Here is a 19,247-nt window from a genome sequence, read left to right as displayed (position 1 = left end):
CCCGGGTGGTCTACCCGGCTGCCGCGTACGTCTCGTACGGAACGTCGATCTCCGTGTCGTCATCCATGGTGAGGATGCCGGTGCTGCGCTCGTACTCCGTACGAGCGGTTTCGAGCAGCCGTCGCCACGAGGTGACGGTGGGACGCCTGCGCAGCAGCGCACGTCGTTCCCGCTCGGTCATTCCGCCCCACACGCCGAACTCGACGCGATTGTCGAGGGCGTCGGCCAGGCATTCGGTCCGCACCGGACATCCGGTGCACACCGCCTTGGCCCTGTTCTGTGCCGCTCCTTGAACGAACAGTTCATCCGGATCGGTAGTGCGGCAGGCTGCCTGCGCACTCCAGTCGGTAACCCAGCCCATCCCGGCGCCGTCCTCTCCCGAATCGAGGCTCCCCCACGGCGGCAGAGGCATATTCACCGCTGCCAGTTGAGGACGTTACGGAAGGTGGGCACCGCGCAACACCCCCGACGGGCCCAATCTTGAATGGTCCGAACGGACTATGGGTAAGCGGCAGATCACCCGACGGAGTGATCCGGCGACATGCCCGGCCATTCCGGCGATTCGGGTGAAATCGGGATAGCACCGGCGGGGCTCGGATGACACAGAGGGCGGGATTCGGACATGCGTCCACCCCATTCGGGAAGGGTGAAAATCAAGCCGAGGGGTTGATGTCGCGCCGCACTGCTGTGACAGTTGGGGACAGCTTAGGCCAAGGCATTCGCGTGTGTCCGGTGAATGAGAACGTAGGCTGCCCCCCATGGGAAAGAAGCGCTCGGGCGGCGGGCTCACGGGGAGCCAGCAGGCCGCCAAGTTCCTCGGAGTGTCCGTTCTCTCCGGAGTTGTACTGGCAGGCATGGCCATCCCGGCGGCAGGCGCCCTGGGGCTGGCGGCCAAGGGCACGGTCGAGGGATTCGACGAGATCCCGGCCAATCTCAAAACTCCGCCGCTGAGCCAGCGGACCACGATCCTGGACTCCGAGGGTGGCCTGATCGCCACCGTCTATTCACGGGACCGGCAGGTGGTCCCGCTCACGGCGGTCTCCCCGTACATGCAGAAGGCGATCGTCGCGATCGAGGACTCCCGTTTCTACGAACACGGAGCCGTCGACCTCAAAGGCATCCTGCGCGCGGTCAACCGCAACGCGCAGGAGGGCGGCGCGGCGCAGGGCGCCTCCACCCTTACCCAGCAGTACGTGAAGAACGTCTTCGTCGAAGAGGCCGGCGACGACGAGACGAAGGTGCGCGAGGCACAGGAGAAGAGCCTCGGCCGCAAGATCCGCGAGTTGAAGTACTCGATCCAGGTCGAGGAGGAACTCGGGAAGAAGAAGATCCTCGAGAACTACCTCAACATCACGTACTTCGGCCAGCAGGCCTACGGCGTCGAGTCCGCGGCCCAGCGCTACTTCAGCAAGCCCGCCAAGGACCTGGCGCTGGAGGAGTCGGCGCTGCTCGCGGGCATCGTGCAGTCGCCGAGCCGGTACGACCCGGTGAACGACGCGCAGGAGGCGATGAAGCGCCGCAACATCGTCCTGCAGCGCATGGCCGACATCAAGGACGTCTCGCAGGCCGAGGCGGACGCGGCGAAGGCCAAGCCCGTCACCCTGAAGGTGACGAAGCCGCGCAACGGCTGCATCACCGCGGTCAAGGGCGCCGGCTTCTTCTGCGACTACGTGCGCAACACGTTCCTGACCGACAGCGTCTTCGGCAAGACGCGCGAGGAGCGGGCCAAGGTCTGGAACCAGGGCGGCCTCACCGTACGGACGACCCTGGACCCGCAGTCGCAGGACGCGGCCAACGAGTCGATCAAGGACCACGTGTACCAGGAGGACTCGATCGCGACGGCGGTCACCCTGGTCCAGCCGGGCACCGGACGGATCCTGGCGATGGGTCAGTCCAAGCCGTACGGCTTCGGCAAGAACGAGACCCAGATCAACTACTCCGTGGACAAGCGGATGGGCGGCTCGAACTTCGGCTTCCAGGTCGGCTCGACCTTCAAGCCCTTCATCGCGGCCGCCGCGCTGGAGCAGGGCCTGCCGCCGACGAAGGTCTACCAGGCGCCGAACAAGATGGACTACCCGAGCCCGATCTCCCGCTGCGACGGCTCGCAGTACATCAACGTCAACAAAAAGGAGACGGCGGAGAACGAGACCGAGGACGAGATCGGCCCCTATGCGCTGCGGACGGCCATGGAGAAGTCGATCAACACCTACTTCGTCGAGATGATCTCCGAGATCGGCCTGTGCCCGGTGTCCGAGATGACGAAGAAGCTCGGTGTCGTCCCGGCGAGCGGCGCGAAGCTGGCCGACGGTCCGGCCATCGCGCTCGGCTCGGAGGAGATGTCCCCGCTGACGATGGCCAACGCGTACGCGGCCTTCGCCAACCGCGGCACCTACTGCACCCCGGTCGCCATCGAGTCGATCACCGACTCGCACGGCAAGGCCCTGGCGGTGCCGAAGTCCAAGTGCGACCGGGCGATGTCGCAGGACACCGCGGACACCATCAACACGCTGCTGCGCGGGGTGGTGGACTCCGGTACCGGTGAACGGGCCGGTCTGAGCGACCGCGACAGCGCGGGCAAGACCGGTACGACGGACAACCGCTACAACGCCTGGTTCGTCGGCTACACGCCGAACGTCTCCGGCGCGGTGTGGGTCGGCTCCGGCGGCGCGAAGAAGATCACGATGGAGGACATCGTGATCGGCGGCCGGTCCTACGACAAGGTCTTCGGCGGTGGGCTGCCCGGTCCGATCTGGAAGGACGCGGTCTCGGGCGCGCTGTCCGGGCGCGAGGCCCCCGGTTTCACCACGGTCAGCATCCCCGAGCCGAGCGTCCCGGCGGGCGGCCCGCGGGGCAGCAAGCCTCCGGCGGCCAACCCGAGCAAGCCCGGCAAGCCGGGCAGGCCGGGCGGGGACAGCAAGCCCGGCGGCCGCCCCGGCGGTCAGACCAACGCCGGAGCCGCGAACGGCGGCGGCGATGGCGGCAACGGCGGCGGCAACGGCGGGGCCGACCCGGAGTACCCCTTCCCATTCCCCCTCCCGGGGATCGGGCAGTAGGGCGCGGGCTGCCGGAGTCCGGGGTACGCAGTACCGGAGGCAGCGGAACGAACGGGTGAGGGCCCGGCCGGATCATCCGGCCGGGCCCTCACCCGTTCAACGCTTTCAACGGCTTGACGCGTTTGCCGCGTTGGACCCGTTGGACCCGTTGGACCGGGTCAGGAGAGCTGCTGCTTGACGACGGCGGCGACGCGCCCGCCCTCGGCCAGCCCGGCCACCTTCGGGTTCACGATCTTCATGACGGCGCCCATGGCCCGCGGCCCCTCGGCACCCGCCGCCCTGGCCTCCTCGACGGCCTGCGTCACGATCGCGACGAGCTCGTCGTCGGTGAGCTGCTTGGGCAGGTACGTGTCGAGGAACTCGCCCTCGGCGGTCTCCCGGGCGGCCTGCTCGGGACGGCCGCCCTGGGCGAAGGCGTCCGCCGCCTCGCGGCGCTTCTTCGCCTCCTTCGCGATCACCTTGAGGACTTCGTCGTCGGAGAGCACGCGGGCTTCCTTGCCGGCGACCTCCTCCTTGGTGATGGCGGAGAGGGTCAGGCGCAGCGTCGACGAGTGCAGCTCGTCGCGCGCCCTGATGGCGGTCGTGAGGTCTTCCTGGAGCTTGGCCTTGAGCGTGGTCATGGACATGAGTCTGCCAGGTGCGGGGCCGATGGCGCCCGGGTGTTTTCCCCGTCTGCGACGATGGGTCCATGCGCGCGCGTTACGGAGTACCCCTGAAGGCCGCTGCCGCAATCGCGGCGGTGGGGACCGCTGGTGTGGCCTATGCCGCCGGATTCGAGGCGCGGTCGTTCCGCCTGCGCCGGGTCACGGTGCCCGTCCTGCCCCCGGGGATGCGCCCTCTGCGCGTACTCCAGGTGTCGGACATCCACATGGTCGGCGGGCAGCGGAAGAAGCGCGCCTGGCTCCAGGCCCTCGCCGGCCTGCGCCCCGACTTCGTCGTGAACACCGGAGACAACCTCTCGGACACCGACGGCGTGCCGGAGGTCCTCGACGCCCTCGGCCCCCTGATGGACTTCCCCGGGGTGTACGTCTTCGGGTCCAACGACTACTACGGGCCGCGGCTGCGCAACCCCGGGCGCTACCTCATCGAGCGGACCCAAGGCCGGCACGGGCTGAACGGCAACAAGCCGGTCGTCGGCGCCGTCCACAACCCGTGGGAGGACCTGAGGGACGCCTTCGACGCGGCGGGCTGGCTGAACCTCACCAACACGAGGGGCCGGCTGAAGCTGGACGGCCTGGAGCTGGCCTTCACCGGCCTGGACGACCCGCACATCAAGCGGGACCGCTACGAACGGGTGGCGGGCGGTCCGGAGGCGGACGCCGACTTCTCGATGGCCGTCGTGCACGCCCCGTACCTGCGCGTCCTGGAGTCCTTCACCGCCGACCGGTACCCGCTGATCCTCGCCGGGCACACCCACGGCGGGCAGCTGTGCATCCCCTTCTACGGTGCGCTCGTCACCAACTGCGACCTGGACACGAAGCGGGTGAAGGGGCTCTCCACGCACGAGGCGGAGGGCAACCGCGCGTACCTCCACGTCTCGGCGGGCTGCGGGACCAACCGGTACACCCCGGTCCGCTTCGCCTGCCCGCCGGAGGCGACGCTCCTGACGTTGACGCCCGGCACCGGGGACCTGCGGGGGCCGGCCCCCGTCCGTTGACGGCGCGATCCCCCCGCCGCCGCTCTCCCGCCGTCGCACCCTCGGCGCCGCCACGGGCTTCCGCACCCCTGATCGCCGCGGCGGCGGTGACGGGGATCGCCATCGAATGCGTCCACGACAGCGTGCCGCTGGCCCCGCGCACCCTGCGCCCGCGCCACGCCCGCCCAGTGCCTGGCCTATCCGCTGGCGTACGTCACCTTCGCCCTGGTCCGGGGCGCCCTCCTGGCCCCCGGTACGCGGGGCCGCTACCCGCACCCCTTCCCCGACGCGGCCCGGTACGGCTACGCGGCCGTCGCACTGAACGCCGCCGTCCTGGGCCTCGCCGTCCACGCCCTGGGGCTCGCGCTGGTGGCGGCGGACCGCTTCCGCCGGGCGTCACCCCTGGCCGTGCACCCGGCCCGCGAAAACCGGATTTCGTCTCCGGCCGGAGGTCCGCTAAAGTAATCGATGTCGCCAGGACAGCACACGCTGCCAAGGCGACGCTCGGGGTGTAGCGCAGCTTGGCAGCGCGCTTCGTTCGGGACGAAGAGGTCGTGGGTTCAAATCCCGCCACCCCGACGCTGTAGTACCAGGTGAGGCGCCTACCGGATTCGGTGGGCGCCTCACCTGTTTGTGCGTGGTGCCCGTTCGGGTGGCTTGCGCGGCCGGGTGCCCTCCCGTCTGGGCGCGGGTGGGGTGGCACGAAGTTGGGGGGTGGGGTGCAACAAGATGACAGCGGTCTTCGTGTGGGGTGGGGTGCGGCGCTGACAGGGTGGTTCTCACCGGCCGACAGCCGGATGACCACCCGCTCTTCCACGACACGGAGACACCGATGAGCGTCAAGAAGATCGCCGCAGCGCTGGTGCCGGCCGCGGCACTCCTGGTCCTGCTGGTACCGGCCGAGGCAGCGGCGGCGGACGGTGCGGCCGGGGCCGGGGCCGTGCCGGAGAAGTTCTGTTCGGCGCCGGTGTCGCTGTCGCTGCCGCTGCCCGATCTGCTCGCGCAGTACGTGCCCCGGCCCGTCGTGGGTCTGTTGCCGCGGCTGAGCTGCGTCAACGGTTGGCAGTGAGGGCGCGATGACCGAGCGGCACCCGCATGAGGTGGTCCTGCTCCGGGCCGGTCCGGCCGCCGCGCCGGAGGAGATCGCCGTGATCCGCGCCGTCGGCCTGCTGCCGCCCGGCTGGACGTCCGCGCAGGAGGTGTCCGCGGGCCGGATCAGGATGCTGATCCGGCCGGCGGACGCCCCGGGTGAGGACGGGGCCGACGCGGTACGGGGCTGGCTGGCGCGGACGCTCGCCGACGGGTCGCTGCACGGGTGGCGGGCGGGCGGGAGGGCGGGCCCGGGCGCCGGAGGGGCGGGCTAGATCCAGCCGCGTTCGCGGGCCAGGAGGGCGGCGTGGGGGCGGCTGCTGGCGTCCAGGATGCGCAGGACGTCGGCGACGTGGCGGCGGTAGGTGCGGACGGAGATGTCCAGGTTCCGCGCACCCGTCTCGTCCTTGCCCACCCGGCACAGTTCCTCCAGCACCCGGCGCTCGATCTCCGACGGTACGTCCGGCGACGCGGCTCCCGCGTCGATCAGCTGGGACAGGTCGACGGCCTGGTCCCAGATCTTCTCGAAGAGGGCCAGGATGTTGGAGACGAGGCCGGCCTGCTGGGTGACCAGCGCGCCGCGGGAGGTGTCCGCCGGATCGACCGGTACCAGCGCGGTGCGGCGGTCGTACACGAGGATCCGCTCCGAGAGGTCCTCCGCCACCCTGATCAGCGCGCCCTGCGCGGTGAGTTCGCGCAGGTACGCGACGGTGGGCGGATGGTCGAGGACCTCCCGCCGCACGACGCTGCAGACGCGGACGCCGCGGCGCAGACATCGGGTGTCGAGCGGACGGGAGTGGGCGATGTTGTCGGCCGTCAGCGCGGTGTACGGCTCCACGGAGAGGATCTCCTCGCGTGCGAAGAAGGCCAGGTCGTCGATCCGGTTGCGGATCTCGGACAGGACCTCCAGCCGCTCCACCCCTTGCGGGACCGTGGACTTGGCGCCCTGTTCGGCCCGCAGGTCGGCGATCAGGTGCCGGGACTGGGTGACCTGCTGGAGCTGTTCGTGCAGTTCCCTCAGCCGCAGGTCGGTGAGCCGGTCCACGGCGGTCTCCGGATCGGTGGCGAAGACCGCGCCCCGATCGCCGTGCAGCAGGCCGAGGCGCGACAGCCGGTTCTGGGCGGCCTCGACCGCGTCCCGGGGCGCGTGCAGGAGGACGTGGATGTCCTCGCCCTGCGTTCCCGGGTTGCGCAGGAAGTGGCGGTATATCCGCTCTTCCGTGCTGGTGAGTCCGAATACGAGCAGGCTGGTCCCGTTCACTTCTGCCCCCGCAGGCCGTCCGGTCGATGATCGCGCGGCATGGGTCAGATGTCGTGCGGTCTTACGTACTGGAACGAAGGGTAATGCCGAGGTAAAAGACCAAGTCCGGCGTAGTAGCCGAAAGTGACATGAATCATGGATCTTCTTACGGGGGAAGTTACTTTGAAGACATTCGCTGCGCACGATCCACTCGATTTCTCCACACTCACGGGCCGCGAGGTGGAGGTGCTCCTGCTGCTGGCCTCGGGTGAGCAGAACCGGTGGCTCGCGCGGCACCTCGGCATCGCGGAGCGCACGATCCGGGCGCACACCGCGAGCATCGTGCGCAAGCTGCACCTCAAGTCGCGGTTCGAGGCCGCGATCGTCTCGCACCTCTACGCGGACGACATCCGGGGCCTCGACCCGGCGCCCCGCAGGGCCGCCTGACGGGCGTCCCGTCCGGCGGACGGAGCGGAAGAAGGCCCCCACCGACAGCGTCCGGCTGTCGGTGGGGGCCTTCCGCTTGCGCGGCGGCAAGGGACAGCCCTTAGGGCAGGGCGCTGCTCACGCCGTCGGCGATCATCATCCACATGGGCTGGCCGCCCGTGCCGAAGGCCGAGGCCAGCGCGTATCCGATCGACGCGTCCGCCGGGCGGAGTTCGGCGTCCTCCTGCCATTCGGCGAGGACCAGCTCGTCGCCGTCGGAGGAGAAGTCGCCGAGGTGCTTGCCGTCACGGGTGAGCCGGCTGCTGGGGACGGAGTCCGGGACCAGGCGGTACAGCGCTCCCTCGTACTCCACGTCCACCCGGTACGAACGCCTCGTCACACCGCCCTTGGCCGGCTTCAGCTCGACCTCGCGGCCGTCGACGCGCATCGTGAGGTGTGCGGGGTCGCGGGTGCCGATCGCGGTCTGCGGGTCCACCTCGGAGGCGGGGTCGCGCTCCAGGGTGACGCGGGGGATCCCCTCGCCCTCGACCTGGAGGGCCTCCTGGCCGTCCTGACGGACGATGATCTCGCCGAAGCGCGTGTCCTCGATGGGGGTTCGGTCCGAGTCGTTCATGAGTCAAGTCCTTCGGTGCGGTCGGAACCCGCGGTTCGTCACGGGTGGTACGTCCGGGCCGGGGCCTGCGGCCCGGCCGCGGGCGACTCAGCGGGCGGAGACCAGCTGGGTCGTGGCCAGTTCGCGGTAGAGGTCGTTGCGCTCCAGCAGCTCCCGGTGCGAACCGCGGGCGCCCACCCGGCCGTCGTCGAAGACGATCAGCTGGTCGGCGGACGTCACCGTGGAGAGCCGGTGGGCGATCAGCAGCACCGTGCAGTGCTCGGCGGCCTGCTCGACCGTCTTGCGCAGGGCCAGTTCGCTGCGGCCGTCGAGGTGCGCGGTGACCTCGTCCAGCAGCAGCACCTGCGGCTCCCGGAGCAGCGCCCGCGCGATGGCCAGGCGCTGCCGTTCGCCGCCGGACAGGGCTAGGCCGCGGGACCCCACCTCGGTGTCGAGGCCGTCGGGGAGGTCCGCGACGAACTCGTCGAGCAGGGTCTTGCGCAGCACGTCGGCCACGGCCTCGTCGGTGGCGTCGGGCGCCGAGTAGAGGAGGTTCTCCCGGAGCGTTCCGGCGAGCATCGGGGAGTCCTGCTCGACGTACGCGATGCGGCGCCGGAGGTCGGCCCGGCTCAGCGAGCGGATGTCCGTACCGTCGAGGCGGATGCTGCCGCCGTCCGTGTCGTAGAAGCGCTGGATCAGGGAGAACACCGTTGTCTTTCCCGATCCGGAGGAACCGACGATCGCGGTGACGGCGCCGGCCGGCGCGGTGAAACTGGTCCCCTTCAGGGTAGGCGTGCGTCCCGGGTAGGCGAACTCCACGTCCTCCACGACGACTTCCGGCGGCGGGCCGGTGGGGCGCGCCGGCGTCGCGTCCACGTCGTCCTCGGTCTCCATCTCCCGGACCTCCTCGATGCGGGTGAGCGCGCCGAGGCCCTGCTGGAGGGCGGTGGTGCCGGAAACCAGCGACAGGATGGGGCCGCCCAGGTTGAACAGGTAGAGCAGGAAGCCGATCAGCGCGGCGAGGTCGAGCGCGCCGGTGGCGACCAGGGCGCCGCCGAAGCCGATGACGGCGAGGAACGACGCCTGGACGATCAGCCCGGCGAGCACGGCGATCATCGCCTGGTAGCGGGCGCCCACCAGGCCGGCGCGGTAGGCCTGTTCGGCGGCGGCGACGGCACGCTCGGTCTCCTTGGCCTCGCCCCCGTTCGCCTTGACCGTACGAGCGGCGCCGAGGGCACGGTCCAGGGCCGCGCCGATCGCGCCGACGGACTCCTGGGACTGGGTGGTGACGCGGCGGATCTTCGGCATGACCACGCCCATGGCGACGCCGACGACCAGCAGGACCACCGAGGTGATCCCGAGCAGGGGCAGGCTGGTGACACCCATCAGGACGATGGTGGCCAGCAGGTGGATGGAGCCGTCGACGATCTGGATGAGCCCGCCGGTGGCCGCGTGCTGCACCAGGGTGCTGTCGGAGGTCACCCGGGTGGTCAGCCCGCCGGGCTCCGTACGGTCCAGCTCGCTGGTCCGCAGCCGGATCAGCCGGGCGATGAGGCCGCGGCGCACGTGGAGGACCACGCGCTCGGCCGTGCGCTCGCTGAGCCAGGCCTGTCCCCACATGAGGGCGATCGACAGGAGGAGCAGGCCGATCAGCAGGAGGAGCTGGTCGCGCAGTCCGGCACCGGTCATCAGGTTCGTCAGGACGGACTGGATGACCATCGGCTGGGCGAGGCCGGCGGCGCTGCCGAGGAGGGTCAGCAGCAGCACCAGCAGAAGAACACCGCGGTGCGGCCGCGCGTACGAGAGCAGGGCGCGCAGCGCGGGCCGCTCAGCCTTGGGCTGTTCTGCGTCAGAAGTGTTCACACCCGCATTTCTAATCCTCGGCGCGCGCAAGCGGAATTGGCGCTTGCGGCAATGCCGCGACGGTCGGGCGGGCGGGTGCACGGGGGCCGGAGCCACCGAAACGGCGTCGCCGGGAGCGGAGTTGACGCTTGGGGCTATGCCGCAAGTGGCAATGGTGCCGGGTCTCGGCGGCGGGTCAGTATCGGTCTGTCCCCAGCGGACACCGGTCGCCGTGACGGCAACCGGAATCCCCTATCCGCACATGCTCAAGGAGCTTTTCCATGCAGAACGTCAGTGAGAAGGACCTGTTCGACGGCTACACCGCCTACACCTCGGCGGAGGAGCTCGGCCTGCACGACGGCCAGGCCGCGGGTCCGGCGTTCAGCCCCACCATCCCGTGGGCCATCCAGGCCGGCATCATCTCCGCCCGCTCCTCGCAGGCCTGCGCCGCCGCCCTCGGCTCGCTCGCCGCGCGGACCGTCGAGAAGAAGTGCTGATCACCCCCCGATCGACCCTGTGATCAGCGGCTGAGCAGCAGCCGATCACCGCGCCTCCGGCCATCCGGCCGGGCCGGCGTACCGCGTTCGACCAGCGAAGTAGGGAAACCCCATGCAGAACGTCAGTGAGAAGGACCTGTTCGACGGCTACACCGCCTACACCTCGGCGGAGGAGCTCGGCCTGCACGACGGCCAGGCCGCGGGTCCGGCGTTCAGCCCCACCATCCCGTGGGCCATCCAGGCCGGCATCATCTCCGCCCGCTCCTCGCAGGCCTGCGCCGCCGCCCTCGGCTCGCTCGCCGCGCGGACCGTCGAGAAGAAGTGCTGATCACCTCCCGATCACCCCTGCTGATCAGCGGCTGAGCAACAGCCGATCAGCAGCCGATCAGCACCAGCGGGACCGGCCGGACCGCGACGCACCCCGTCCGCGACCACCGGCCGGCCCCGGCACGGCGTCACCCCCCGCGCCCGTGCACCAGCGCAAACGCCCGAGAGGAGGAGTCATGGACGTTCCGCACACCGGATTCAGGCGGGTGCTCGTCGTGGGAACGGGAGCGCTCGGAGTGGCCTTCCTCCCCTTCTGGATCAACTGGCTGAGGAGCGCGCTCCCGGAGACGGAGGTACGGGTCGCGCTGACCCGCTCGGCGCTGCGGTTCGTGTCCGCGGACGCGGTCGCCGTGCTGTCCGGCAGAGAGGTCTTCGTCGACGACTGGAGCACGGTCTCCGGTGTCGACGTGCCCCACGTGGAACTGGCGCGCTGGGCGGACCTCGTCCTGGTCCACCCCGCCACCCTGCACTTCGTCGGACGGTACGCCCTCGGCATCACCGACACGCCCCTGATGCTCGCCCTCCAGTCCACCGCGGCCGTGGTCGGCGTCGCCCCCTCGCTGCCGCCCGCCGCGCACCGGAACCCCGTCGTACGGGGGCACCTGGACGTGCTGCGGGCCCGGCCGGGCGTGGTCGTCGCCCCGACGATCCCCGCCGTCAGCGCGAGCACCGGGGAGCTGGAGGACGGCGGCTCCGCGCCGCTCAACGAGCTGTACGACCTCTGCGTCGCGCACGCGGCGGCCGTCGCCGCCGATGCCGAGGCCGAGGCCGAGGCCGATGCCGATGCCGTCGTCGTCGCGAAGGGTGCCGGCTCATGACCTCCGGGGCTCTCGCGTACGCCGACGGCCTCGACCTCGTGGCCGAGTACGGGACCGGGCTGTCGGCCACCCGGATCCACCGGGCGCCCGACGGCGGGTTCCTCTGGTGGCAGGGCCCCGGCCCGCAGGTTCCGGAGCCGCTCACCGCGCCCGCCGCGCACCTGGTGCCCCGCCTTCCCCCGGAGAGCGGCGCGGCCGTGCTGGCCGTTCCGGAGCGGGCCGGAGACGGCCTGCTGCACCGGGTCTCCGGCTCGGCCTCCGCCGCGGCCTGGCTGCGGGACTTCCGGCCGCAGGCCCGGGCCCTCGTGGCCCACTCGCTCGCCTCGGCGGGCCGCTCGCTCCGGGCGCTGCACGCCGTACCCGTACCGGACGACGTGGCGCTCGGCCCCCCGCCCGGCCTGACCCGGCTGCGGGCCTGGGCGGACGGGAGCGGTGAACTGAGGCGCCGGACCCTCGCGTCCTGGGGGCCGGAGCGGCTGGAGCGGCTGCTCGGCTGGGCCGATCAGGCCGCGCCCGCCTCAGCGCCGGCCGCCGCGCCCACCCCCGCCGGGGCCCGGGTCCTCGTACACGGCTGGGCCTCCGTCGGGGCCCTGGTCCCGCCCCTCGGACGGGGCGGCCGGGTGGCGCTGCTGACCGGGGAGGACCTGGCCGCCGGCCGCCCCGAGCTGGACCTCGGCTGGTTGCTGGGCGAGCTCGTCGAGCTGGCCTGGGCGGCGCCGCCGCACGACTGCGCCGACCTCCAGCGGGTGCTGCTGGAGGCCTACGGGCCCGGGCCGGATCCGGTGCTCGTCGGACGGTCCGCCGTCCTCCGCGTCGTCACGCACATGCAGGACTTCGCCACCTACCGCGGGTGGGACGACGAACTCCTGGGCTACATCGCCTTTACCGCCGAACTGATCGACGAGGAGGGCCGCAGAGCGGTCCCCCAGGGAGTGTCATGACTACAGCGACCCCGGCCGGGCAGCAGCCCGCGCTGGTCCGGTACCAGCCCACCGACCTGGACACCGCTCCCGACGTGACGGAGCTGCTCGGCCGTCTCGGCCTCGGCGGCTTCGTCGCCGACGGACTCACCTCGTTCGGCGGCCGCAACGACAACTGGGCCGGCACGACGACGAGCGGTGACCGGGTCTTCGTGAAGACCGTCGCCCGCGCTCCCGACGGCAGCAGCCCCGAGCTCGACCGCACGCTGGCCTTCGAGGCCCTCGCCGGGCGGCTCCCGGCGGACTCCCCGCTGCGCTCCCCCGCCCACCTCGGCACGCACCCGGAGGCCGCCCTCAGCGCCTACCGGCTGCTGGCCGGCGCGCGCTCCGGCTCCGAAGTCGCCCTGGACGGCGACTTCGACGAGGCACTGTGCCGCGAGGCCGGCCGCGCCGTGGCCACCTTGCACGCGCTGGACCCCGCGGGCGCCGACGTCGACGCCGGCGAGGCGCCCCTGCCGCCGCTGGGCTGGCTGGAGGCGTTCCCGTGGAGCGCGGTCCACGAGCGCAGCATGGCGCAGATCGCCGCCTGGAAGCTCGTCCAGGACGACGCGGAGGTCAACGCCGCCCTGCGGCTGCTGCGCGAGCGGGAACGGTCCGCGCCGCACACCCCCGCCCACTGCGACCTGCGGTTCGACCAGTTCATCCTCCACGAGGGGACGCTGTACCTCTGCGACTGGGAGGAGTTCAGGATCGCCGACCCGGCGCGCGACGTCGGTGCCTTCATCGGCGAGTGGCTCTTCCAGGCGACGTACTCCGTGTTCGCGCCGACCGGCGACCCGGGCGCGCCCGTGCTGGGCTTCGACCTGGACCACGAGGAGATCGTCGACCGCGGCTCGGCCAGTCTGCGCCGGCACATCCCCCGCGTCGCCGCGTTCTGGCAGGGCTACCTCGAATGCCGCGCCCCCGACGCGGAGTTGGCCGAGCGGGCGGTCGGCTTCGCCGGCTGGCACATGTACGACCGGCTGATCGCCACCGCCCAGGCCCACGCCGTCCTGAACCCCGTCGCCCGCGCGGCGGCCGGCATCGGGCGCGTCCTGCTGCTCAATCCGTCCGGAGCCGTCGCCACGCTGCGGCTCGACCCGCCTTCCGGGAGCTCCCGATGACCGTCACCGACACGCTGGTTCTCGCCCCCCGGCTGGCGGCCGCCCTGGACCTGGTGTCCGTACGGGGCGACGCGCTGCGGGCCACCGTGGACGGGCGGGAGCTCACCGCGGAGAGCCGCCGCGACCTGCGCGGGCGCCTCACCAACGCGCTGTACGAGGAGTTCCACGCGGGCAACGGCGCGCAGCGCCGGGACCCGGGCGGAGCGCCGCGGCGCAGCCTGCGCGACCCGCGCCTGGAGGAGCGGCTGGCGGCGGGCGTCCCGCACGCGTACACCCCCACCCGGGGTCGGCTGGTCGAGGTGCTGCACCGGCCCTCCGGCGACCAGCTCGTGGTACGCCTTCCCGACATCACCGCCCGGGTGCCCGCCGACCGGCTCCTGAACGCGGGGGCCGAGCCGCCCCGGCCCGGGGACCTCGTCGAACTGGCGCTGGAGGCGGCCCGGCCCGCGCTGTCGCCCGGTTTCTTCTACGTCCTGGGGTCGCGCCCGCTGCCCCGCCCGACCGGGGCCGTCCGCCGGCTGTTCCTGCACGCCCTGGACGGGGACGGCGCGGCGACGCTGTGGGCGGCCGCCCTGGGGGCGCTGGAGCGGGTCGGCGCGCTGTACCACGCGAAGGCCCTGTCGGACCCGGACGACTTCCCGCGCCGGGACGGCCTGGTCGTCTACCTGCACGGCGACCACGAACCGGGCGAGCGCGCCGTGGTCGAGGCGGTCCGGGACCTGCCCGGGCGGGGCGCCGACACCTCGCTGTACACCGAGCTGCTCGCGCCGGGCGTGGCGGCAGCGTGGGACCCGCGGGACCCGCGGCCGGGCCAGAGCAGCATGAGCTTCGGCCAGCACCGCAGCTTCGCCCTGGCCACGGCCCTGGTGGACCACGCGTCGGCGTCGGGCGGCTGGGGGCCGGGCTCGCCGCGGGGGCCGCTGGAGGAGCACATCGCGCGGGAATTCCGGGCGGCGGGGATCGACCCGCTGCACCCCGAGAACAACATCTCCACGACGGAGGGGAACTGACATGAGCGGGACGACCACGAGGAACGAGACCGACGTGACGCGCGTGACCGACGTGGCCGACGTGGCCGAGGTGGCGGAGGGGGCGGACGCCGCGGAGGGTGCGGACCCCGCGGAGGCGGTCGGCGCCGCCGACGGGCCCGGTTTCGGTACGGCCATCACGACGGCGTACAGCGACGCCCTCGCCGAGGTGTACGACGACATCTACCCGGGCAGCTCCGAGATCGCCGAGTACCTGGTGACCCTGGCCAAACCGGGCGCGAGCGTCCTCGAACTCGGCGTCGGGACCGGCCGCGTGGCCCTGCCCCTCGTCGAGCACGGCTTCGAGGTCCACGGGGTGGAGACCTCCGAGGGTATGCTCGCCCGCCTGGCCGAGAAGGACCCGGAGGGCCGGATCACGCCGATCCGCGGCGACTTCGCGAGCCTCGACCTGGGGCGGACCTTCGACGTGGTGCTGGCGCCCTTCAACTTCCTGTGCTGCGCGATGGCGATCGACGAGCAGATCGCCCTGATGCACGCCGTGGCCCGGCACACGGCAGCCGACGGCCACGTGGTCATCGAGACGTTCGACCCGAGCGACTACCACGTCCAGCGCAAGAGCGACCTCACCACGCGCCCGGTCGGCACCCGCGGTGTGGTGATCGAGTCCCTGGACGTGCTGCCCGCCTCGCAGAACATGCTGCTGAACAGCACGCTGCTGCTGGACGGCGCCGCGCCCAAGTCCTCCTCCACGGTCATGCGCTACCTGTGGCCCAGCGAGCTGGACCTGCTGGCGGCGATCGCCCGCCTGGAGCTGGTCGGCCGCTACTCCGGCTGGCAGGAGCAGCCGTTCGACGGCGGGGACAGCCGCAAGATGTGCGTCTCCGTCTTCCGGCCGCTGGCATGAGCCCGTACGCCCACCGGCTGCCGAACGGCTTCGGGCTGTCGGTGGAACCGCTGCCGGGGCACGGGAGCGGCCTCGTCTCCGTGGCGCTGACGGTCGCGGTGGGCGGCGACGACGATCCGGCGGGCCGGCACGGCATGGCCCACCTGGTCGAGCACCTGATGTTCCCGCGCGGGGGCGACGGCGCCGGCGCGGCGGCCACGGACGGCGGCGCGGATTCCCACGTCGCCCGGGTCGAGGGCGCGGGCGGCTTCTGCAACGCGGAGACGCACCGCGACCACACCGTCTTCCACACCACCGTCCCGGCGGGGATGCTGCCGGACGTCCTGAAGTGGGAGGCGCGGCGGCTGCTGGACTTCGCCCCCACCGATGCGGTGCTCCGTACGGAGACCGCAGCGATCGCCGAGGAGATCCGCGGGGCCGCGGCCGGCGGGCGGGTCTGGGAGACGGCGCTGGCGGCGCTCCATCCCGGCAGCCGCGACAGCTTCGGCACGCCCGCGGAGCTGTCCAACGCCTCCGCCGCCGAGGCGACGGCCTTCTTCCGGCGCCACTACCGGCCGGACGCGATGGTCCTGTCGGTCGTCGGGGACGTGGACGCAGACCGGGTGGCGGCTTCGGTGGAGACGCTCTTCGCCCCGCTGCGGGCGGGCGCGGACCCGGTGTACGGCCCGGACCCCGTCCCCCGCACCGCTCCGGACGCATCGGGTACGACGCCGGGCACCTCCGATACGGCGGACACGGCGCCGGACTCGGCGGCCGCCGGCACGTTCTCCGTGCGGACCGCGCCGCTGCCCTCGGCCGTCGGCGGCGTCGCCCTCGGGTACCCCCTGCCCGACCCTGTCTCCCGCCGCGACGCCTACCTGGCACAGGTCGTCCTGGCCGAACACCTCGGCCGCAGCCTGCTGCCGCGCCTCACCCGGCGCGACCCCCGTCTCGTTTCCGCCCGGATCACCTGCGGCTACCACGGACAGTGGCTCTCCTCCGCCGCACCCGACCTCGCGCTCGTCCTGCTGGCCCGCGCCCCCGGGGCGTCCGCCGCCGACGCGGTCGACGGCTGGCTGGGCGTCCTGCGCGGGGCGGCCGGGGAGCCGGCCGGCGCCGACGACCACCGGCGGGCCGTCAACGGCCTGTTGCTCGCCTGCCACCGCACCGCCGACTCCCTCACCGCGCGCGCCGTCACCCACGGACGTACGGCACTGCTCTTCCCCGGCAGCGGCGGCCTCGCCGCGCTCCCCGCCGACCTGGCCCGGGTGACGCCGCGGGACGTGTCCGCCGCCGCCCGCACCCTGCTGGCCGGGCCCTGCTCGGCGACCGAACTCGGAGAGAACCGGTGAACCGCACGACCACCGACACGACCCTCGGCAACGGCCTGCGCGTCCTCGCCGTCCACGCGCCGGGCGCGCCGCTCGCGGAACTGCGGCTGGTCCTGCCGTACGCCCGTACCGCTCCGCACCTCGCCGCCGCCCAGGAGTCCCTCGCCGGCTGCCTCGGCACCGGCACGACCGTCTCCGACGGCACCCGGCAGGACATCGCCGACCGGGCCTCGGACCTGGGCGCGGAGCTGAGCAGCGTCGTCACCGCCGAATCGCTGGTCATGGCGGGGAGCGTGCTCGGCGCCGGGCTGCCGGGCGCGCTGGACCTCCTCGCCGACCTGCTGCTCCGCCCGGCCTACCGGGAGCCCGAACTCGCCCTGTTCCACGCCCGCGCGGCGGCCGCCGCCCGCACGCCGGGCCCCCGGCAGCGGCTGCGGCGGGCCCTGCTCGGCCGCGCCTTCGGCAGCCACCCGCTCGTCGACCCGCCCGGCCCCCGGACCGTGCCCGGTACCGGCGACCTGTACGCGCTGCACGCCCGGGCCGTCGTACCGGCGGGCTCGGTGCTCCTGGTGCTGTCCGGCCGGGCCCCCGACGCCGTCACGGACCTGGTCCGGGAGCGGCTGGCGGGCTGGGAGGGCGGCCCGTCCGGGCTGGTCCTGCCGCCGTTCGCCCGCCGCACCCCGCGACCCGGCCGGATCGCGGTCCCCGGCGGGGCCGTGCCCGCGGGCTCCGGCCAGGCGCTGGTCCTCACGGCCGGCCCCGCCGTCCCGGTCACCGATCCCGGCCACGCCCCGCTGCACCTGGCCCAGTTGGCGCTCGGCGGATACGCGTCCTCGCTGCTGCACCGGCGCGTCCGGGACCGGCACGGCCTCGCGTACGCGGTGTCGGCGGACATCCGCGGCAACCGGGCGGGCGACTGGCTGGAGGTCGAATGCGCCGGGGCGCCCGGTACGGCGGCCCGCATCGCCGACGAGGTCACCGGCTGCCTGCGGGACCTCGCCGAACACGGCCCCGGCCCGCGGGAGTTCGACCGGGCGCGCGCCTACGCGGCCGGGTTCACCCGCTTCGCCCTCGCCACCCGCACCGAGGAGGCGAGCGCCCTGGCCGGTTTCGCCGCGGCCGGACTGCCCCTCGACTGGCTGGCGGGGTACCGCGGCGCCCTCGGCGACGTGACCCGCGACCAGGTCGCCGAGGCGGCCGCACGGTTCCTGGACCCGGCCCGCGCGCTCGTCGCGACCCTCGACGACGACGCGGCACCCGCAGAAACAAGCGCAGGCACAGAGACAGACGCGGACAGAGAAGAGAGCGACCGGTGGACCCAGTGAACGCGACGCCCCCCGCCGACCCGGACCCCGGGCTCCCGGCGGTCCTCTATCCCCTCCAGCCGGACCACCCCGACCTCGTCGCCCCCTTCGCCTCCCTGGTGGGGCGCAGCGGCGCCCGCCGGCTGTGGCTGTGCCAGTCCTTCAAGGCAGAGCCTCACCAGGTCCTGGCCCACCTCGCGGGGAGGGGCCACAGCGTTCCCGTCGGCACGAGCGTGACGCTGCTGCCGCTGCGCCACCCGTACGAGGCCGCGCTCCAGGCCCGCTCCCTCGCCCTGATCACCGGCCGGCCGGTGGTGGCGGGCTTCGGCATCGGCAACCCGGACTTCGTGTCGGGCCTCACCGGCAGTCCGTACGCCAGCCCGCGCACCGCCGTCCGCGACTACCTCACCTCCGTGCGCGCCCTCCTCGACGGCACGACGGTGGCCCACGAGGGCCCGTACCACCAGATGCACGGTGGCCTGATGCCACTGGACCACGCCCCGGTCGAGGTCGGCGCCGGGGTCTTGCGTCCGGGCATGGCCCGTACCGCCGGCGAGGCCGCCGACGTGGCCATCACCTGGATGACCCCGCCGTCCTACCTCGCCGGGACGCTCGGGCCCGCCCTCGACGAGGGCGCGGCCTCCCGGGGGCGCGCCGGCCGGCCGAGGATCGCCACCGCCGTGCACGTCGCCGTCGCGCGCCCCGGCCGTGATCCCCGCCGCCTCGCCCTCGCGGCGGCCGGCAGCCACCTGCGCGCACCGCACTACGCCGACATGCTGCGCCGGGCCGGCGTCGCCGCGGACCCGCACGATCCGGCGGGGACGGCCGACGCGCTGCTGCGCGGGCAGGTCGTCGTCACCGGCACCCCGGAGGAGATCGCCGAGGCGCTCGACGGCTACCGCCGGGCCGGGGTGGACGAGGTGATGCTCAACCCGTCGGGCGTGCTGATGACCGAGGGCGTGCACGCGGCCGTCGCCGACATGGAGGAGATCCTCGCCGCCTGCGGCAGGATCCTGCCCCGCCCGCGACAGCAAGCTGCGGCCTGAGCGGCCCCGCCGGGCCCGCGCCCGCTGCTTTGCTGGACCGCGCGGAGGGAACGTTCCGCTTCCCCGCTCC

Annotated in this window: 21 protein-coding genes and 1 tRNA gene; 17 read left to right on the top strand and 5 right to left on the bottom strand. The window is 73.0% G+C overall.

Annotated elements, in window-relative coordinates; translation table 11 throughout:
- Positions 1 to 10 precede the first annotated feature (10 nt).
- On the bottom strand, positions 11 to 361 hold the full coding sequence (locus tag ACFWW8_RS17460) for a WhiB family transcriptional regulator (protein ID WP_267721232.1): 351 nt from the start codon (positions 359 to 361) through the stop codon (positions 11 to 13).
- 397 nt (positions 362 to 758) lie between these two features.
- Here ACFWW8_RS17460 and ACFWW8_RS17455 point away from each other — a divergent pair, with 397 nt between their 5' ends.
- Complete coding sequence (locus ACFWW8_RS17455) at positions 759 to 3,053, top strand: transglycosylase domain-containing protein (protein ID WP_386529663.1); 2,295 nt, start codon at positions 759 to 761, stop codon at positions 3,051 to 3,053.
- A 158-nt stretch (positions 3,054 to 3,211) separates the two neighbouring features.
- On the opposite strand, the gene ACFWW8_RS17450 is transcribed toward ACFWW8_RS17455, so the two are convergent.
- A complete protein-coding gene (locus ACFWW8_RS17450) occupies positions 3,212 to 3,673 on the bottom strand; it encodes a GatB/YqeY domain-containing protein (RefSeq protein ID WP_386529661.1) in 462 nt (153 codons plus the stop codon).
- Between the two features lie 68 nt (positions 3,674 to 3,741).
- Between ACFWW8_RS17450 and ACFWW8_RS17445 the strand changes: the two genes are divergently transcribed.
- The 5 genes from ACFWW8_RS17445 to ACFWW8_RS17425 all read left to right on the top strand — a co-directional run bounded on the left by ACFWW8_RS17445 (position 3,742) and on the right by ACFWW8_RS17425 (position 6,053).
- Positions 3,742 to 4,710: a metallophosphoesterase gene (locus ACFWW8_RS17445; protein WP_386529660.1), complete on the top strand. Its 969-nt coding sequence runs from the start codon at positions 3,742 to 3,744 to the stop codon at positions 4,708 to 4,710.
- A gap of 171 nt (positions 4,711 to 4,881) precedes the next feature.
- Entirely contained in the window at positions 4,882 to 5,154 is a 273-nt protein-coding gene (locus ACFWW8_RS17440) for a Pr6Pr family membrane protein (RefSeq protein ID WP_386529858.1), read from the top strand.
- A gap of 40 nt (positions 5,155 to 5,194) precedes the next feature.
- Positions 5,195 to 5,268: transfer RNA gene (locus ACFWW8_RS17435), tRNA-Pro, on the top strand.
- 253 nt (positions 5,269 to 5,521) lie between these two features.
- The gene (locus ACFWW8_RS17430) at positions 5,522 to 5,758 is read left to right on the top strand and encodes a hypothetical protein (RefSeq protein WP_386529659.1); all 237 of its coding nucleotides are present in this window, start codon (positions 5,522 to 5,524) and stop codon (positions 5,756 to 5,758) included.
- 7 nt (positions 5,759 to 5,765) lie between these two features.
- Positions 5,766 to 6,053: a hypothetical protein gene (locus ACFWW8_RS17425; RefSeq protein ID WP_386529658.1), complete on the top strand. Its 288-nt coding sequence runs from the start codon at positions 5,766 to 5,768 to the stop codon at positions 6,051 to 6,053.
- Here ACFWW8_RS17425 and ACFWW8_RS17420 read toward each other — a convergent pair.
- Positions 6,050 to 7,039 (bottom strand): helix-turn-helix transcriptional regulator, encoded by a 990-nt coding sequence (locus tag ACFWW8_RS17420; protein ID WP_386529657.1) that lies wholly within the window; start codon positions 7,037 to 7,039, stop codon positions 6,050 to 6,052. The genes ACFWW8_RS17425 and ACFWW8_RS17420 overlap by 4 nt on opposite strands.
- Before the next feature lie 162 nt (positions 7,040 to 7,201).
- Between ACFWW8_RS17420 and ACFWW8_RS17415 the strand changes: the two genes are divergently transcribed.
- Positions 7,202 to 7,465: a helix-turn-helix transcriptional regulator gene (locus tag ACFWW8_RS17415; protein ID WP_386529655.1), complete on the top strand. Its 264-nt coding sequence runs from the start codon at positions 7,202 to 7,204 to the stop codon at positions 7,463 to 7,465.
- A 100-nt stretch (positions 7,466 to 7,565) separates the two neighbouring features.
- On the opposite strand, the gene ACFWW8_RS17410 is transcribed toward ACFWW8_RS17415, so the two are convergent.
- Together ACFWW8_RS17410 and ACFWW8_RS17405 are read right to left on the bottom strand one after the other, a co-directional pair.
- Positions 7,566 to 8,078, bottom strand: a complete 513-nt coding sequence (locus ACFWW8_RS17410) for a hypothetical protein (RefSeq protein ID WP_386529653.1) — start codon at positions 8,076 to 8,078, stop codon at positions 7,566 to 7,568.
- A gap of 87 nt (positions 8,079 to 8,165) precedes the next feature.
- Positions 8,166 to 9,920: an ABC transporter ATP-binding protein gene (locus ACFWW8_RS17405; RefSeq protein WP_386529651.1), complete on the bottom strand. Its 1,755-nt coding sequence runs from the start codon at positions 9,918 to 9,920 to the stop codon at positions 8,166 to 8,168.
- A gap of 260 nt (positions 9,921 to 10,180) precedes the next feature.
- Here ACFWW8_RS17405 and lxmA (ACFWW8_RS17400) point away from each other — a divergent pair, with 260 nt between their 5' ends.
- The 10 genes from lxmA (ACFWW8_RS17400) (at position 10,181) to lxmJ (ending at position 19,177) form a co-directional block, all read left to right on the top strand.
- On the top strand, positions 10,181 to 10,396 hold the full coding sequence (lxmA, locus tag ACFWW8_RS17400; RefSeq protein WP_386529649.1) for a lexapeptide family class V lantibiotic: 216 nt from the start codon (positions 10,181 to 10,183) through the stop codon (positions 10,394 to 10,396).
- Between the two features lie 112 nt (positions 10,397 to 10,508).
- Positions 10,509 to 10,724, top strand: coding sequence for a lexapeptide family class V lantibiotic (gene lxmA / locus ACFWW8_RS17395; protein WP_386529649.1), 216 nt, complete (start codon positions 10,509 to 10,511; stop codon positions 10,722 to 10,724).
- A 175-nt stretch (positions 10,725 to 10,899) separates the two neighbouring features.
- A complete protein-coding gene (gene lxmD, locus ACFWW8_RS17390) occupies positions 10,900 to 11,541 on the top strand; it encodes a peptide terminal cysteine decarboxylase LxmD (protein WP_386529647.1) in 642 nt (213 codons plus the stop codon).
- Positions 11,538 to 12,482, top strand: coding sequence for a hypothetical protein (locus tag ACFWW8_RS17385; RefSeq protein ID WP_386529645.1), 945 nt, complete (start codon positions 11,538 to 11,540; stop codon positions 12,480 to 12,482). Before lxmD ends, ACFWW8_RS17385 begins: the two co-directional genes overlap by 4 nt.
- Positions 12,479 to 13,624, top strand: coding sequence for a class V lanthionine synthetase subunit LxmK (gene lxmK, locus ACFWW8_RS17380; RefSeq protein ID WP_386529644.1), 1,146 nt, complete (start codon positions 12,479 to 12,481; stop codon positions 13,622 to 13,624). The genes ACFWW8_RS17385 and lxmK overlap by 4 nt, the downstream gene beginning before the upstream one ends.
- Complete coding sequence (locus ACFWW8_RS17375; protein ID WP_386529642.1) at positions 13,621 to 14,634, top strand: T3SS effector HopA1 family protein; 1,014 nt, start codon at positions 13,621 to 13,623, stop codon at positions 14,632 to 14,634. Before lxmK ends, ACFWW8_RS17375 begins: the two co-directional genes overlap by 4 nt.
- A gap of 1 nt (position 14,635) precedes the next feature.
- Positions 14,636 to 15,517 (top strand): class I SAM-dependent methyltransferase, encoded by an 882-nt coding sequence (locus ACFWW8_RS17370; RefSeq protein WP_386529640.1) that lies wholly within the window; start codon positions 14,636 to 14,638, stop codon positions 15,515 to 15,517.
- On the top strand, positions 15,514 to 16,848 hold the full coding sequence (locus ACFWW8_RS17365) for a M16 family metallopeptidase (RefSeq protein ID WP_386529638.1): 1,335 nt from the start codon (positions 15,514 to 15,516) through the stop codon (positions 16,846 to 16,848). The genes ACFWW8_RS17370 and ACFWW8_RS17365 overlap by 4 nt, the downstream gene beginning before the upstream one ends.
- On the top strand, positions 16,845 to 18,152 hold the full coding sequence (locus ACFWW8_RS17360; protein ID WP_386529636.1) for a M16 family metallopeptidase: 1,308 nt from the start codon (positions 16,845 to 16,847) through the stop codon (positions 18,150 to 18,152). Before ACFWW8_RS17365 ends, ACFWW8_RS17360 begins: the two co-directional genes overlap by 4 nt.
- Positions 18,149 to 19,177, top strand: a complete 1,029-nt coding sequence (lxmJ, locus tag ACFWW8_RS17355; protein ID WP_386529856.1) for a F420-dependent peptide dehydroalanine reductase LxmJ — start codon at positions 18,149 to 18,151, stop codon at positions 19,175 to 19,177. Before ACFWW8_RS17360 ends, lxmJ begins: the two co-directional genes overlap by 4 nt.
- The last annotated feature ends 70 nt before the right edge of the window (positions 19,178 to 19,247 follow it).

The sequence above is a fragment of the Streptomyces sp. NPDC058701 genome, from assembly GCF_042715295.1.
Lineage (GTDB): Bacteria > Actinomycetota > Actinomycetes > Streptomycetales > Streptomycetaceae > Streptomyces.
Note: the sequence above shows the minus strand (reverse complement) of the source record. Positions and strands in the feature narration are given on the sequence as shown.

Excerpts from the sequence above, each read along its gene's own strand:
- ACFWW8_RS17430 (WP_386529659.1), top strand. The coding sequence starts at position 5,522 with ATGAGCGTCAAGAAGATCGCCGCAGCGCTGGTGCCGGCCGCGGCACTC.
- ACFWW8_RS17445 (WP_386529660.1), top strand. The coding sequence starts at position 3,742 with ATGCGCGCGCGTTACGGAGTACCCCTGAAGGCCGCTGCCGCAATCGCG.
- ACFWW8_RS17365 (WP_386529638.1), top strand. The coding sequence starts at position 15,514 with ATGAGCCCGTACGCCCACCGGCTGCCGAACGGCTTCGGGCTGTCGGTG.
- ACFWW8_RS17410 (WP_386529653.1), bottom strand. The coding sequence starts at position 8,078 with ATGAACGACTCGGACCGAACCCCCATCGAGGACACGCGCTTCGGCGAG.
- lxmD (WP_386529647.1), top strand. The coding sequence starts at position 10,900 with ATGGACGTTCCGCACACCGGATTCAGGCGGGTGCTCGTCGTGGGAACG.
- ACFWW8_RS17455 (WP_386529663.1), top strand. The coding sequence starts at position 759 with ATGGGAAAGAAGCGCTCGGGCGGCGGGCTCACGGGGAGCCAGCAGGCC.
- ACFWW8_RS17385 (WP_386529645.1), top strand. The coding sequence starts at position 11,538 with ATGACCTCCGGGGCTCTCGCGTACGCCGACGGCCTCGACCTCGTGGCC.
- ACFWW8_RS17370 (WP_386529640.1), top strand. The coding sequence starts at position 14,636 with ATGAGCGGGACGACCACGAGGAACGAGACCGACGTGACGCGCGTGACC.
- ACFWW8_RS17460 (WP_267721232.1), bottom strand. The coding sequence starts at position 361 with ATGGGCTGGGTTACCGACTGGAGTGCGCAGGCAGCCTGCCGCACTACC.
- ACFWW8_RS17450 (WP_386529661.1), bottom strand. The coding sequence starts at position 3,673 with ATGACCACGCTCAAGGCCAAGCTCCAGGAAGACCTCACGACCGCCATC.
- ACFWW8_RS17425 (WP_386529658.1), top strand. The coding sequence starts at position 5,766 with ATGACCGAGCGGCACCCGCATGAGGTGGTCCTGCTCCGGGCCGGTCCG.
- lxmA (WP_386529649.1), top strand. The coding sequence starts at position 10,181 with ATGCAGAACGTCAGTGAGAAGGACCTGTTCGACGGCTACACCGCCTAC.
- lxmA (WP_386529649.1), top strand. The coding sequence starts at position 10,509 with ATGCAGAACGTCAGTGAGAAGGACCTGTTCGACGGCTACACCGCCTAC.
- ACFWW8_RS17375 (WP_386529642.1), top strand. The coding sequence starts at position 13,621 with ATGACCGTCACCGACACGCTGGTTCTCGCCCCCCGGCTGGCGGCCGCC.
- lxmK (WP_386529644.1), top strand. The coding sequence starts at position 12,479 with ATGACTACAGCGACCCCGGCCGGGCAGCAGCCCGCGCTGGTCCGGTAC.